Source organism: Variovorax sp. 20P10.2.4, assembly GCF_058244205.1.
The window spans coordinates 1-14369 of the sequence record NZ_JBZAYE010000139.1 but is presented as its reverse complement, the minus strand read 5'-3'; the positions used below and the strand labels follow the sequence as shown (position 1 = coordinate 14369).

General features: G+C 65.9%; 16 protein-coding genes. 8 read left to right on the top strand and 8 right to left on the bottom strand.

What is annotated here, in order from left to right; all coding sequences use genetic code 11:
• Positions 1-217: hypothetical protein (locus tag AC27VN_RS15690; RefSeq protein WP_490877119.1), on the top strand; the 217-nt coding region annotated here is incomplete at its 5' end.
• On the opposite strand, the gene AC27VN_RS15685 is transcribed toward AC27VN_RS15690, so the two are convergent.
• Positions 209-781: a TetR/AcrR family transcriptional regulator gene (locus tag AC27VN_RS15685; protein WP_490877118.1), complete on the bottom strand. Its 573-nt coding sequence runs from the start codon at positions 779-781 to the stop codon at positions 209-211. The two genes, AC27VN_RS15690 and AC27VN_RS15685, sit on opposite strands and share 9 nt — an antisense overlap.
• Positions 782-1160: 379 nt before the next feature.
• On the opposite strand from AC27VN_RS15685, the gene AC27VN_RS15680 reads away from it, so the two are divergent.
• Together AC27VN_RS15680 and AC27VN_RS15675 are read left to right on the top strand one after the other, a co-directional pair.
• Positions 1161-1634 carry a nuclear transport factor 2 family protein gene (locus tag AC27VN_RS15680; RefSeq protein WP_490877117.1) on the top strand — a complete coding sequence of 158 codons (474 nt, stop codon included), beginning with the start codon at positions 1161-1163 and terminating at the stop codon, positions 1632-1634.
• Positions 1635-1658: 24 nt separating this feature from the next.
• Entirely contained in the window at positions 1659-3095 is a 1437-nt protein-coding gene (locus AC27VN_RS15675; RefSeq protein ID WP_490877116.1) for an MFS transporter, read from the top strand.
• 88 nt (positions 3096-3183) lie between these two features.
• Here the strand turns inward: AC27VN_RS15675 and AC27VN_RS15670 are convergent, their stop codons facing one another.
• Positions 3184-3729, bottom strand: coding sequence for a cytochrome b (locus AC27VN_RS15670; RefSeq protein ID WP_490877115.1), 546 nt, complete (start codon positions 3727-3729; stop codon positions 3184-3186).
• Positions 3726-4793, bottom strand: coding sequence for a catalase family peroxidase (locus AC27VN_RS15665; RefSeq protein ID WP_490877114.1), 1068 nt, complete (start codon positions 4791-4793; stop codon positions 3726-3728). The genes AC27VN_RS15670 and AC27VN_RS15665 overlap by 4 nt, the downstream gene beginning before the upstream one ends.
• Positions 4794-5220: 427 nt before the next feature.
• On the opposite strand from AC27VN_RS15665, the gene AC27VN_RS15660 reads away from it, so the two are divergent.
• The 3 genes from AC27VN_RS15660 to AC27VN_RS15650 all read left to right on the top strand — a co-directional run bounded on the left by AC27VN_RS15660 (position 5221) and on the right by AC27VN_RS15650 (position 9380).
• Positions 5221-5730 (top strand): sigma-70 family RNA polymerase sigma factor, encoded by a 510-nt coding sequence (locus AC27VN_RS15660; RefSeq protein WP_490877113.1) that lies wholly within the window; start codon positions 5221-5223, stop codon positions 5728-5730.
• Complete coding sequence (locus AC27VN_RS15655) at positions 5727-6743, top strand: FecR domain-containing protein (protein WP_490877112.1); 1017 nt, start codon at positions 5727-5729, stop codon at positions 6741-6743. The genes AC27VN_RS15660 and AC27VN_RS15655 overlap by 4 nt, the downstream gene beginning before the upstream one ends.
• A gap of 84 nt (positions 6744-6827) precedes the next feature.
• Positions 6828-9380 (top strand): TonB-dependent siderophore receptor, encoded by a 2553-nt coding sequence (locus AC27VN_RS15650; protein WP_490877111.1) that lies wholly within the window; start codon positions 6828-6830, stop codon positions 9378-9380.
• A gap of 48 nt (positions 9381-9428) precedes the next feature.
• Here the strand turns inward: AC27VN_RS15650 and AC27VN_RS15645 are convergent, their stop codons facing one another.
• From AC27VN_RS15645 to AC27VN_RS15630, 4 genes are all read right to left on the bottom strand, one after another.
• Complete coding sequence (locus AC27VN_RS15645) at positions 9429-10682, bottom strand: MFS transporter (protein WP_490877110.1); 1254 nt, start codon at positions 10680-10682, stop codon at positions 9429-9431.
• Positions 10679-11233 (bottom strand): isochorismatase family protein, encoded by a 555-nt coding sequence (locus tag AC27VN_RS15640; RefSeq protein ID WP_490877109.1) that lies wholly within the window; start codon positions 11231-11233, stop codon positions 10679-10681. The genes AC27VN_RS15645 and AC27VN_RS15640 overlap by 4 nt, the downstream gene beginning before the upstream one ends.
• A 13-nt stretch (positions 11234-11246) precedes the next feature.
• On the bottom strand, positions 11247-11699 hold the full coding sequence (locus AC27VN_RS15635) for a MarR family winged helix-turn-helix transcriptional regulator (RefSeq protein ID WP_490877108.1): 453 nt from the start codon (positions 11697-11699) through the stop codon (positions 11247-11249).
• A gap of 107 nt (positions 11700-11806) precedes the next feature.
• The gene (locus tag AC27VN_RS15630; RefSeq protein WP_490877107.1) at positions 11807-12703 is read right to left on the bottom strand and encodes a LysR family transcriptional regulator; all 897 of its coding nucleotides are present in this window, start codon (positions 12701-12703) and stop codon (positions 11807-11809) included.
• Between the two features lie 107 nt (positions 12704-12810).
• On the opposite strand from AC27VN_RS15630, the gene AC27VN_RS15625 reads away from it, so the two are divergent.
• Positions 12811-13677, top strand: a complete 867-nt coding sequence (locus AC27VN_RS15625) for an SDR family oxidoreductase (protein ID WP_490877106.1) — start codon at positions 12811-12813, stop codon at positions 13675-13677.
• A gap of 38 nt (positions 13678-13715) precedes the next feature.
• A complete protein-coding gene (locus tag AC27VN_RS15620; RefSeq protein ID WP_490877105.1) occupies positions 13716-14189 on the top strand; it encodes an AtaL-like protein in 474 nt (157 codons plus the stop codon).
• A 74-nt stretch (positions 14190-14263) separates the two neighbouring features.
• Here the strand turns inward: AC27VN_RS15620 and AC27VN_RS15615 are convergent.
• Positions 14264-14369: NAD(P)(+) transhydrogenase (Re/Si-specific) subunit beta (locus AC27VN_RS15615; RefSeq protein WP_490877120.1), on the bottom strand; the 106-nt coding region annotated here is incomplete at its 5' end.

The window sequence follows — 14369 nt, the reverse complement described above, 5'->3', positions numbered from 1 at the left end:
AGCGCAACCTGCCAGCAGCAGCATTGCGCAGGCCGCGCTCGCGGCGGCCAGTGTCGTGATCCTCGTCCTCATGCTCCCGCTTATAGGTGAGCGCGAGCGCCGCGCCCACTACGGAAAACGGGTGAATGCGCGCCGCGCCTCAGTCGCCGGCCTTGCCCGGCACGAAGGCCGCATCGTCGGCGTGGCCGCCCAGCCAGTCGACCAAAAATCAGCCTGAGCGAGTGGGTCGATCCAGCGCGGCATCCCAGATGCCCATGGCTTCGACGACGGATTCCTCGATGACCGCGAGCCGCACACGGTCGCGGGCCAGGACGGAGAGACCCAGGAAGAAACTGTCGAACGCGGCGGCCATGGAAGCCGGGTTCGTGGACTTGCGCAGTTCCCCGCTCTTGATGGCCCGCTCGACGCAGGCACGGAACCCGGCACGGGTGCGACCGCGCACATCTCGAAGCAACGCAGTGATGGTTTCGCTGCCCGACGAGCAGGCACCCATCACGCCCAACGCGACCATGCAACCCTTGGGATGCCCACCCTCCCACTGCATCTTTGCCGAGCGCTTCAGTGCGAGGAACACCGCTTCTCGCGGCTCCAGCGAAGGATCGTGGAGGCTTCTGGTCAAGTGGCCATAGATCTCCATGTATCGATCCAGCGCCTCCTTGTACAGGGCTTCCTTGGACTCGAAGGCCGCGTAGAAGCTGGGTGCGGAGATTCCGCTGCCCATCGCCGCCTTCAGTTGCGACAGCGAGGTCGATTCGAAGCCATGCTCCCAGAACAGGTGCATGGCCGAGGTAAGGGCTGCATCGCGGTCGAATGCGCGTGGTCGGCCTCGCTGAGCCATGAAGATCTCCGCAGGTTCAAAATTACATACTAGTCGATACACAATATATCGACAAGCAAAGACCTGCTGTCCCGGCTGGCAAATCGACGTGTCGAACCGTGTCGTTGACAGTCTTCGGGCGTCGCCATATATTTATACCGATCGATATTTAAATCGATGCGATCGAAAAGTGCACTTGGACACCAGGCGCTCGCGCATGGAGCGGGCTCCACGCCCCTGGTAGCTCAAGTCGCGCTCTTTTTTTACCCATTTCTGTACCACTTGGTACATTTTTTGGTGCGCTCGCAGAGCGTTCGCACCGCTCACTCACGGAGAACCCCACATGTCAAAAGAACTTGAAGCTCGCCTCGACGCCATCGAAAGCCGCTTCGCCATCGATGCCCTGATCGCCAACTACGCAGAAGCATTCGACACGATGAATGAAGCGCTGCTGGCAACCCTCTGGCACCCCGACTCGCGGCTGCTCCTTGGCGCCAATGGAAACGCGGAAGGACTCGATGCGATCCTGGCGCAAGCGCGCGTCAACATGAAACGCATGCCGCACATGCATCACTGGATGGCGAATTCGATCATCACGCTCGACGGCGACAACGGTCATGGCCTGGTTGCGGCGGATTGCCTCTTCTACGACGTCGAAAAGGGCCCGCTGCAAGTGAGTGGCCAGTACAAGGACATCTACCAGCGAAGGGACGGGCGCTGGGCCTTCCAGCAGCGCATCTTCGAGATGCATTTCGCCACGCCCTTGCAGAACTGGGCTCCCATCATGGGCACGGAACGCTTCGGTCGTCCCGTCTGAAACAGAACCGCCGCAATCGGAATCATGCAAGAAACAACTTCAGATTCGCGTCGGTGGCTCGCATTCGCGGTGTTGCTGGTGGGAGCGTTTCTGCCTCCGCTCGACTTCTTCATCGTCAATGTCGCGCTGCCGTCCATTCAGGGCAACCTCGGTACGAGCGCTGCTGAATTGCAACTGGTGATCTCCGGATATGCGGCGGCCTACGCGGTCTTCCTCATCACCGGTGGGCGGCTCGGCGACCTCTTCGGCCGACGGCGAATGTTCCTGCTGGGCATCAGCGGCTTCGGACTCACCTCCTTGCTGTGCGGCCTCGCCACCTCGCCTTCGATGCTGATCGTGGGACGCATACTCCAGGGTCTCAGCGCAGCCGCCATGGCCCCCCAAGGGCTGGCCTCCGTTCATGCCCTGTTTCCCGTGCGGGAGCGCTCGCGCGCCCTGGGTCTCTATGGCGCCACCGTAGGGCTGGCAGCAGTGATCGCGCAAGCACTGGGCGGCGCCTTGATCTCCGCAGACATCTTTCACCTTCAGTGGCGAATCATCTTCCTGATCAATCTGCCCGTGGTGGCTGCGGTCCTGATCGGAGGCTTGCCCTTGCTGCCAGACGTCCGTGGCGATAGCCCCGCGCCCATCGATTGGGGCGGTGTCCTGCTCTGCGCGCTCACGCTGAGCCTGCTGATCGTGCCCCTGGTGGAGGGGCGCGAAAGGGGATGGCCATGGTGGGCATGCGCCATGCTCATCGCAACACCCGTCGCTGCATTCAGCTTCTGGCGGTATGAAAAGGCATTCTTTCGACGAGGCGGCGTCCCGCTCGTCAGCATCGACCTGGTCCGCATGCCTGGATTGATGAGCGGCCTGGCCGGGGTTCTCTTCTTCTACGTCGTCTCTGCCTTCTTTCTGGTGTTCTCCGTCTACCTCCAGTCGGCACTGGGTCTGGATCCCCTGGCAACGGGACTGGTGTTCCTGCCGTTCGGCGTCGGCTTCTTCATCGGTCCTTTGACGACACCGTTTGCCGTCCGTCTCTTCGGCAGGTGGGTTCCCGCCATTGGCATGCTGCTCGAGGTGGCCGGATGCCTGTACCTCGCGGCGCTGGTTGCCGGCGCCCCCGCACGAATGCCGGCCCAGCTTCCGCTCATCGTTGCGGTGGGACTTCTGGGTTTCGGGCAGGGCTGGGCACTGCCTACCCTCGTGCGCTCGGTCATCGATCGTGCACCGGTGAGCGGCTCCGGAATGATTGCCGGCATCACGAACTCGGCCTTGCAGATCAGCGCCGCCCTCGGCGTCGCAGTCATCGGCGGCGTCTTCTTCACTGTCGCAGGCACTTCGCCCAGCGCGAGCTCCATGGCCAAAGCACTGGTTGCCGCCATGCTTTGCATTGGCGCGAGTCTGACCCTTGCGGCCATCTTCTCCGTTGTCGCTTCGAGGTCGGGAATCGGTGTCGCTCCCCGGCCTGCACCCAACTAGTCAGCGTCGGGTGCTCTATCTCGCAGGTGATCCGCAGACATGCGGCATCGCCGCATGGGTCCCGAGGAACGCACGCCGGCCGAATGAATCAGCGACCGCCTCGGCGACCAAAGGTCATGGTCTCGAACACGCCATCCCTTCGGACCCAGGCATGGAGAAGCGCAGCAGCGAAGTGCAGCAAGAACAATGCGAACAGGCAGAACGCGAGGAAGCGATGGGCGCTCCACAGGATGCTGTGCAACTCGGCATTGGGCGGGACGATGGAGGGCAGCCGCATCCCGGCCAAGGTCACGGGATAGTCCGCAGCCGACAACATGGACCACCCCAGCAAGGGCATCGCGATCATCAGCGCATAGAACGCTACATGCGACAACCTTGCCGCAAGCTTCATGGGCTCGCTCATGCTGGCAGGCAGCGCTGGCGCCCCGCTGCGCCAGCGCACGATGAGACGCAGCAGCGCCAGGACAAGTATCGCAATGCCGAGCTGCTTGTGGATGCCTACCAGCACCAGGTAAGCGCGATCGATCGTGGACATCATGCCGACCCCGATGAACAACATCGCGAGGATGCCGATCGCCATGACCCAATGGAGCACGCGCTGCAGCTTCGAGAACTTCATGCTTTGATGGCTCATGGCTTGCCTTCGGCTCGAACGCGAGGGTAGTGTTTCGACTCCGAGGTGCGACGGTCATAGGACACCGCATAGGCGGCCGAGCGCGCCGCGGGGAACGGATCGTCGGAGGTCTGCATTCCCTCTGGCAGGACCGTGGGATCGAAGTTGATGTCGCGGCATGGTCCGTTGGCTTCGGCTTCGATCCGGGTCACCACGAGCGTGCCCGCTTCTATCTGCCGGCGGTCCTCTGGCCAAACTTTGGTGGGATCGGCGGTGGAATCGCCCGGATTGGCGAGCGTCAGTACCAGCCTCCACTTCTGCGGGGCGTCCGCGACCCGTTGGGTGATTTCCTTGAAGAGAAAATCGGGATCGCGCTTCTTCAAATCCTCCGAAGGCACCGGAACCATGGCGGCGGTCGGAATGAATGACCAGCGAACGGTCTGGCTCTGACCCTGTGCATTGGTCAGTACGAAACTGTTGAGGCTGTTGAAGCGATCCTCCGCGTAGGATTCGGCATAGGGCGCACTGCCCGCCCATGCGCCGAACTCGCGAAGCGAGGGATGGCTGGCTGCAAACTGTTTGACTGCGCCGGGGTCATCCTTGTTCGCACTGGCACGCTGAAGTTCATAGAACTCCTGCGGCGTAGCGATCGGAAAGAATGGTGCATTGATCATCGCGGTGCGCCACTCCTGCTGGTCTGGCGCCTGTATCCGAAGACTCAATCCACGTACACGACCCGTGCCATCTGCCATGGTCGGAATGGGGCCCGCTAGATTGAAGCGACCCGTGACCGGATAAGTTCCGGCCTTGAAAATCGACGCTCGTGAAACCGAGACCGCCGCGCCATTCGCCTCGAAATTTCCAGCGAAGCAAATGCCTTTCGCATGATTGCGCCGGAAGCCCTTGACCGGTCCGGTTGGCGGCGCGAGCGAATCCACGATCTTGTCGGGCGTCAGGCGCGCGGGGGTCAGCCACCCGGCTGCGTAGGCGAAGGCACAGGCAACGGCCCCGACCGAAAGAGCGATCGCGGCGAGTCGGACCACGGTGGGTCGCCCGTTGGCAGCTTGATCTTGTCGGTTCTTCATCCGCTTACGCTCCCGTGCACCTGCCAGAGGCAGTGGGTGTGTCTAGAACTGTTCATCTCATGCCCTTTCAACGGGTTGGCAAGCAACCAGGCAACACGCTGGCCTGTCCGATTCGTCAGGCCTTAGTTCGAGAAGAAATGGCTCCTGGTTACGCCGCCTTCAACGGATTCCAGACACTGACCGGCCTTGCAGAAGTTTCGGACCGCGCCGCACATGCCTACGCAGCCGATGCCGCTGTCACGGGCGGTCTTGTGCTCGAGCCCCCTCATTGGCGGCAAGAGGTACTGGCGCGGCGGTGATCGAGCCCGATGCGCTAACGCGCCAGGCCGTTAGTTGATTTTCAAGCTTCGACGACGGCATCAGCGTGGCGGAGGATGTAATTCTTTAGAATAAGAACTATTCTTATTTGTCACGCCTTCGTGCTCCCATGCCCGCCCCCCTGCCAGCCCCCGCGCTGATCGACAGCATCTACCGCGAGCACCATGGGTGGCTGCTTGGCTGGTTCCTGCGCCGGCTGAGCGGGAGTTCCCAGGCCGCGGACCTGGCACACGACACCTTCGTACGGCTCATCACCTCGCGCGAGCTGGCGCAGGTGCGCGAACCGCGCGCATTCCTGCGCACGCTCGCCCACGGTGTGATCGTCAACCACTGGCGCCGCGCCGACGTGGAGCGCGCCTGGGCGGAAGCGGTCGCCGCACAGCCCGAGCTGCTCGCCCCCTCGCCCGAGGAGCGAATGATCGCGCTGGAAATGCTGTGCCGGATCGACGCCATGCTGAACACGCTGAGCGACAAGGCGCGCAAGGCCTTCCTGCTGTCGCAGATCGACGGTCGGACCTACGCGGAGATCGCACTCGAGCTCGGTGTGTCGGATCGGATGGTCAAGAAGTACATGGCCCAGGCGATGTTGCAGTGCCTTCTTCTTGCGCAGGAGCCATGACGGCGGTCTCGGCGCACCCGGAACAGCCCCGGGCGACGTTCGAACATCTGCAGCAGGCGGCGACCTGGTTCGCCCTGCTGCAGTCCGAGTCGGCCACCGCGGGCGACCGGCTGCGCTGGGAAGCATGGCTGCGCAAGGATGGCGGTGCGCGTGCCGCCTGGCAACAGGTCGAGGCCGTGTCCCGCGACTTCTCGTCCGTGCGCCATCTCCCTGCGCGCCAGATCCTCGAAGACACGCGGGCCACGGCCACGCGCCGCCGACGCAGCGCGCTGCGCGTGCTGGCCTTGCTACCCGTTGCCGGCGTGGCCGGCTGGCTGCTCGAACGCGAAGTGCCCTGGCGCGCATGGGTGGCAACGTACCGCACGCAGACCGGCGAACGCCGTGAAATCGCGCTGGAGGACGGCAGCCGGCTCTGGCTCAACACCGCTTCGGCGGTCGATGTCGACTTCACTGCCACCCATCGACGCATCTTCTTGCATGCCGGCGAAGTGCTGGTGTCCACAGGACACGACCCGGCCTGGGAGGATCGACCGCTCGTGGTCGAGGTCGCCCAGGGACGGTTCACGGCGCTGGGCACGCGCTTCACCGTGCAGGGCGACGGCAACACCGCCGGCTCGGCACTCATCACGGTCTTCGAAGGCGCGGTGCGCGTCCAGCCTGCCCGGGGCGGGCCGTCGCTGACGCTGCGCGCGAATGAACAGACCCGGCTGTTCGTCGACCGCGTCGAAGCACCGGCGGCCGCGGACGCGGGAAACGACAGCTGGACGCGTGGCCAGCTTGTCGCCAACGACATGCGTCTGGGCGACTTCATCGATGCGCTGGCTCGCCACCGGCGCGGCCACCTCGCCTGCGCCCCGGCCGTTCGCGACCTGCGGATCGTGGGCAGCTATCCGCTGGCGGACACCGACCGGATCCTCGCGGCGCTCCAGGCCACCCTCCCGGTACGGGTGAACCGCGTGCTGCCATGGTGGGTGACCATCGAGCCCGCGCAGGGCCCCGACAACCGCCACTGAAAAAAGATTCGCGGCGCAGGTTCCCCTTTTGCGACCGTCGCGTGGCAAGGAAGGTACCAACCCTTCCATTTGCTCAAAGCCTCCATGCGCGACCTCTCGATTCCCTCCCTCCATGGCGTGCGCCCCGCACGACCGCCCCGCTCGCGCCTGCGTCGCACCACCCTCGCCGCGCGCGCGCTGGGCACGGCGCTCGCCATCCTGCCTGCCGCCGTCGTCCTGCATGCCAACCCGGCGCTCGCCCAGTCGCCCGCGGAGCAGACCGCGCGCGACTACGCCCTCGCGCCCGGCCCGCTGACCGGCGTCCTCACGCAGCTCGCGAGCCAGTCGGGCATCCTGCTGTCGGTCGATGCGTCCCTCACCGCCGGGCTCGACAGCCCCGGCCTGCGCGGACGCTTCACCCTGCAGGAAGCGCTCGCAACGGCCCTCCAGGGCAGCGGCCTGCGGGCGACTCGCACGGGCGACAACATCTACTCCCTGCAGCGCGATGCATCGCGCCCCGCCAGCCCGTCGGCAGCGGGTCAGCCATCGGCCGGGTCGCTGCCGGCGATCGTCGTGGAGCCCCAAGCGAGCCGGGAGACCGGCACCGGCCCGGTGTCCGGCTTCATCGCACGGCGCAGCGTCTCGGGCACCAAGACCGACACGCCCCTGATGGAGACGCCCCAGTCGGTGTCCGTCGTGACGCGCGACCAGATGGACGCGCAGGGCGCGACCACGCTGGTCGAGAGCCTTCGCTACACGCCGGGCATCGTCGCTCAATACGGCAACACCGACCTGCGCCTGGACTGGCTCACGTTGCGGGGCTTCACGCCGCCCGCGCGCTACCTGGACAACCTGCGACTGCCTTTCGGCGCACGCGGCTACTCGCAGCCGCGCATCGAGCCGTGGGGACTGGAACGCGTCGAAGTCGTCAAGGGCCCATCGTCGGTGCTCTACGGGCAGGCGACGCCCGGCGGGCTGGTGAACATGGTCAGCAAGCGCCCGACCCTCGAGCCGGTGCGCGAGGTCGAGCTGCAGTTCGGCAGTCACAACCGGCGCCAGGCGGCGCTCGATCTCGGCGGCGCCCTCGATGCCGATGGCGTCTGGAGCTACCGGCTGGTCGCGCTGCACCGGGAGGCCGACACGTCCTACGACCACGTTTCCGAACGCAAGACCTACTTCGCCCCGTCGCTGACCTTCCGCCCTTCCAGCGCAACACGCCTCACGGTGCTCGGCCAGTGGCAGTCGCTCGACTCTCCCGGCGGCGGCGGCGCGCCGGCACTGCCCGCCGCGGGCACCCTCGACACCAGTCGCTACGCAGCTCTGCCCACGCGCACCTTCGTCGGCGAGCCAAGCTACGACCGCTTCAGCAACCGGCAGCGCTTCGTGGGCTATGAATTCGAACACCGCTTCAACGACACCTTCACGGTGCGCCAGAACCTGCGCTACGGCAAGGTCGACGCGTACACCCAACGCATTCAGGCCGTCTGCCTGGCGGCCTGCAACCCGTCCTCGCTGCTGCGCTACGCCTGGGCCTTTCCCGAGGAAGCGAGCCTGCTGACCGCCGACACGCAGCTGCAGGCGGACTTTGCCACCGGCACATTGCGGCACACGCTGCTCGCCGGCGTGGACTTCTCCAATGAGAAGTCCGCGTTCGACGAGACCAACCTGCGCATCATCACGCGCCCCTTCAACGCCTACCTCCCGGTCTTCGGCACCGATTCCGGCAGCGTGCCGAGCGTCGCGACCCATATCGACCAGAAGCGTCGCCAGACCGGCTTCTACCTGCAGGACCAGATCCACCTGGACCGCTGGAGCCTCGTGCTGGCCGGCCGCTACGACAAGGCCGACACCGACACCCGCACGCTGACGACCGCGACGGCGCGCATGGCACGCGTCGACCAGCACGACGACAAGTTCACCGGGCGCGCCGCGCTCATGTACAACTTCGACAGTGGCTTCGCGCCCTACCTGAGCTACAGCACCTCGTTCCAGCCGGCCGCCGGCACCGACCGGCAGGGCAACCCCTTCGAGCCCACCACGGGCCGGCAGATCGAGGCCGGTCTGAAGTACCAACCGGCCGGATCCAAAACCATGGTGACCGCAGCCGTCTATGAGCTGACGCAACGCAATGTGCTGACGCCGGATCCACTGAGCCGATCGTTCAGCGAGCAGACCGGCGAGGTGCGTGTGCGCGGCCTCGAGCTGGAAGCCAAGGCACCGCTGGCGCGCGGCCTGGATGTGATCGCCTCCTATGCCTACACCGACAGCCGGGTCACGCGTGCCAACGCCAACGCGTCGGGCGCCAGCACCCTGGGCAAGCGCTTCCCCTATGTGCCCGAGCACCAGGCGGCACTGTGGCTGGACTACGCCTTTCCGATGGACATCGCGCCCGGGCTGTCGCTGGGCGCGGGCGTGCGCCGCATCAGCACCACCTACGGCGATGCCGCGAACCAGTTCCGCGTGCCCGGTGTGACCCTCATGGATGCGGCCCTGCGGTGGGACCTCGGGCGCTGGCGTCCGGCACTCAAGGGCCTGCGCCTGGCGCTGAACGTGTCCAACCTGGCGGACAAGACCTATGTGGCGACCTGCCTGTCGTCGACGGGCTGCTACTACGGCGAGCGTCGCAGTGTCTATGTGACCGGCGGGTACAGCTGGTAGCGCGGCCATCGAGTGTCGAGTGTCTCCGCGCATCAGCGCCAGCCGTTTTCACCCGTCCCATGACCCCGGTTTTGCCTGTGAAGCGCCCGCCGGCGACAGCCGGCCGTAAGTCGACAGGTAGCGCCACCCGACGATGGCCGCGGCCAGGCCCGACAGCGCCGCCACACCCATCGCCCAGCGTGCCCCGAACGCGTCGGCCACCCAGCCGACCAGGGGCGCACCCATCGGCGTGCAACCGAGCAGGATCGCCAGCAGGATCGCCAACACGCGCCCGCGCATGGCGGGCTCGGTCGACAGCTGCACCCAGCTGTTGACCGTGGTGGTGAAGGTTTGCGCGGCCACACCCACCACGATCAGCGTCATGCCGAAGAGCCAATAGCCGGGCATCAGCGCGGCCAGCGCGCAGCCCACGCCGAAAAGGGATGCACCCACCACGAGCACGCCCATGCGCGGCTTGTCGCGCCGCGCGGCAAGCAGCGCGCCCGCGACGGAACCGATGGCCATGATCGAAGACAGCAGGCCGTACTGGTGGGCGCCCGCATGAAAGACGGTGACCGACATCGTGGAGATGAAGATCGGAAAGTTCAGGCCGAAGGTGCCGATCAGGAAGAGCATGAACAGCACGGCCTTCAGGTCAGGGCGGCGCCAAACGTAGCGAAAGCCCTCGAGAAAACTGCCGCGGGTACGCACCGCGCGCTGGCGCAGATAGAGCTCATGCACGCGCAGCATCTTCATCGCGCCGATCACGGCCACGTAGGAAGCCGCGTTGATCACGAAGACCCAGCCCGTACCGACCGCGGCGATGAGCGTGCCAGCGACCGCCGGGCCGATCATGCGCGCGGCATTGAATGACGTGGAGTTCAGCGCCACTGCATTCTGCAGGTCGATCTCGGTGACCAGTTCCGACACGAAGGTCTGGCGCGCCGGTGCATCGAAGGCAGCCACGCACCCGAGCAGCAGCGCGAACACGTACACGTGCCACAGCTGCACGAGGCCGGTGAGTGTCAGCAGACCCAGCCCCAGCGCCAACGTGCCCATGGTGGCCTGCGTGACCATGAGCAGCTTGCGCCGGTCGAGATGGTCGGCTGCCCAGCCGGTGAGCGGCAGCAGCAGCAATTGCGGGCCGAACTGCAGCGCCATCACGATGCCGACCGCGGTGGCGTTGTGGCGCGTGAGCTGCGTGAGCACGATCCAGTCCTGCGCGGTGCGCTGCATCCAGGTGCCCACGTTGGACACCGCCGCGCCGCCGGCCCACACGCGGTAGTTGTAGCCCCTGAGCGAACGGAAAGTGCTGCTGCTCACCGAGCGAGCAGGTCGATGATTTCCTGCGTGGTGCCGGTCTCACCCAGGCGCGGAAAGATGCGAGCGATGCTGTTGGTGTGAGCGTCGGCGTTCATGTCTGTCATGGCGTCGATGCCAAGCGTGACATTGAATCCGAGCTCGTAGGCTTGGCGTGCGGTCGACTCCACGCCGATGCTGGTGGCCACGCCGACGATCACGACCTGCGTGACGCCCAGCGCCTTCAGGTGCGATTCAAGTCCCGTGTTCGTGAAGGCACCCCACGTGTGCTTGGTGACCAGGTGGTCCTGGGGCTGGCGGTCGAGTTCGGCGGCCAACTCGGTCCAGTCGGCGGGCAGTTCACCGCCGGGGCGCTGCTGCTGAGTGCGGCCCTTGGCACCGCCTGCCACGTTGACGAGCACCACCGGCAGGGCACGTTGGCGGAAGGCAGACGCCAGGGCACTGGCGCGCTGCAAGATCTCGCCGGTGGCATGCGCGACGGGCAGCGCGAGGATGCCCTTTTGCAGGTCGATGACGATGAGGGCGGTTCGAGGATCGAGGGTGGTGACGGGCATGGTGGGTTCGCTTTCAATCTTCGGCGAGACGTTTGAGGAGTTCGATGGACGCCGCGAGCGCTTCCTGCTCGCGCGGGGCGAGCCTGGTCTGGATGACCTGGAACAGCCAGTCCTCGCGCGCGGCGCGGGCGTCCTTGATCCATTTGCGAAAGACCGGCGTGACCGACCAGATGGTCTGGCGCCCATCGGCCGGGTCGGGCTCGCCGCTCACAAGTCCCGCCCCTTGCAGCGTGGCCACGGTCGCGCCCATGGATTGAGGACGCACACCCACCGTACGAGCAAGGGTCGTCACCGTGGCCGGACCTTCGCGCTCGAGATGCAGCAGCACGGTCTTCTGGGAACCCGTGAGATCGCCGGCATGCGACTGCTCGCGCAGTCGCCGGTTGAGCTTGGCCATCAGCATGCGCAGTTCCGCGGCCAGCGCGTGCGCCCGTAGATCGTGAGGGGCGCCGGCTGACTTGTTCATGGCGCAATGCTATTCGACGCAAAGGAAAACTACAAAGGTTTCCTTCGTAGTTTTCTTAGCTGTGAATGAGCGGTCGAACCCTGCAGGGCGACCGAGCGGCCATGGCTTCAGTCGATGAAGGCCGCCAGCTCCTCGGGTGATCCCGAAGGAAATGCCTCCTTGAGGAAATCCAGGAACGCCGACACGCGCGCGCTCAAGAGCCGGCGAGACGGATACAGCGCCCACAGCTCGATCCCGGGTCCCTCGACATCGCCCCACAGCTTCAGCTTTCCCGTGCGCAGGTCATGCGTAACCAACGACAGCGGCAGCCGCGCGGCGCCGACGCCTGCCCTGGCGGCATCACGGACCATGAACAACGAGGACAGGCGCAGCACGGGTTCCACGGCGAAGCGCTTCGTCCCGGATCGACCGCTCATCTCCCAGGTCGTGGTCTGCTCTCCCGTGCCGCCTTCGCGCAGCACGGCTGGCACCGGCGCCTTGCCCGCCGGCCGCGTGAGCTTCGGGCTCGCGACCACCACGAGCCGGTCCCTGAGAAAGACGCGTCCCACCAGCTGGGCATCGGGGTCCGGATTCACCCGGATCACCACGTCATAGCCCTCCTCGACCATGTCGACGGCCCGGTCCTCGGTCGTGACCTCGAGCCGGACCTCGCCATGCTTCAGCGCGAATCGCGCGGCGAGCTTGCCCATCGCGGCTTGCGAGAACAGCAGCGGCGCGCTCACCCTCAACCTGCCGCGCGGTGCATGACCGCCCGACGCGATCTCCGCGGCGGCTTCGTCGATTTCGGTGAGCAGCACGCTGGTTCGCTCGTAGAGGGCACGGCCTTCCTCGGTGAGCTTCAGGGTGCGCGCGCCGCGCTCCAGCAGGCGCAGGCCGAGCTCGCTTTCGAGGTCCGCGACCCGGCGCGACAGCGTCGCCTTGGGCCGGCCGGATTCGCGGGCCGCGCGCCCGAAGCCCCCGTGGCGCGCCACGAGGTTGAAGTCGGCAAGGGCGAGGAAGTCCATGTTCTGAAGTGTTCCAACTATGAGACGAGGTGTCCAAATATACGGGCTATCGGATCAGCAGTGGAACTTGGAAGATCAAGGCTCCTTCAATGAACCGGAGCCATGCCATGACCATCCTCATCACCGGCGCGAGCGGCCACATCGGCCGCCAGGTCGTCCAGCAACTCGCCGACCGCGGCGCCGCAGTGCGAGCACTCGTGCGCGATCCATCGAAAGTCGCATTCCCCGCGGGCGTAGAGGTCGCGCAGGGCGACCTGCTCGACGTGGACGCGATGCGCCGCGCCCTGGCGGGCGTCTCCACCCTGTTCCTGCTCAACGGCGTCGTGCCCGACGAGTTCACGCAGGCCCTGGTCGCGCTCAACCTGGCGCGCGAGACGGGGATCGAGCGCGTCGTCTACCTGTCCGTGATCCACGGCGACACCTACGTGAACGTCCCGCATTTCGCGGGCAAGTTCGCGGTGGAACGGATGCTCGAGCAAATGGGCTTCCGCGCCACCATCCTGCGGCCGGCCTACTTCATGCAGAACGACCTGACGATCAAAGACGTGGTGCTCGGGCACGGCGTCTACCCGATGCCGATCGGCGGCAAGGGCCTGGCGATGATCGACACGCGCGACATCGCGGAGATCGCCGCCATCGAACTGATGCAGCGCGAGGCGTCCGCACCGCTCGCGCTCGAGCGCATCAACCTCGTCGGGCCCGACACGCTGACCGGCCACGACATCGCCGGCATCTGGTCGGATGTGCTGGACCGCCCGATCGCCTATGGCGGCGACGACACCGCCGGCTTCGAGAAGAACCTGCTGAACTTCATGCCGAGCTGGATGGCCTACGACATGCGTCTCATGAGCGAACGCTTCCTGTCTGACGGAATGATCCCGCAGGCCGACGACGTGCAAAGGCTCGTGGCGCTGCTGGGGCGGCCGCTGCGCTCGTACCGCGATTTCGCATCCGGCCTCGCCGCCGCGGCCTGAGCACCGGATCCACCAACAAGAACCAAGGACGCACCGTCATGATCTACTCATCCGCCACGGTCGCCGTGAACCCGCACGGCGAAACCCCACTCACGCGCGAGCAGGCCTGGAGAGGCCTCGAGCTGAAGGCGCGCGACGCGCGCCTGTTTCTCCCACCCGGCCTGTGCACGCGTTGCGATGTCGTCGAGCAGGGGGCGACCCACTTCGTGCGCGAGGCCACGATCGCCGGCGCCGACCTGCGCGAGATCATCGCCCTGGAGCCGCAGCGCAAGGTCACCTTCTTCCAGGCGAGCGGTCCGCGCGAGGGCGCGATCGTCAACGAGTTGTTCGAGGACGAGGCCGGTGAGTTGCAGCTGCGCTTCTATTGCTACATCGGGCTGCGCGGCAAGACGCCGAACGGCCCCGAGGAACAAGCCGAGCAGGCGATGTTCGACAGCGCGGAGGGTTACCGCAGCGCGCTGTTGTCGACCCTGAAGCGCACGCGCGAACTGCTCGTCCAAGGCCGGCTTTGAGGACGATCCATGAACAGGCATCACCCTTGAAGGCAAGGACGCCGTTGTCAGCGCGGCGGATCACGCCACACGCGCTATTCGACCGCCTTTCCCATCTCCTCGACCACCTTCTTGGCGTCGCCGAACACCATCATGGTCTTGTCCATGTAGAACAGCTCGTTGTCCAGGCCCGCGTAGCCC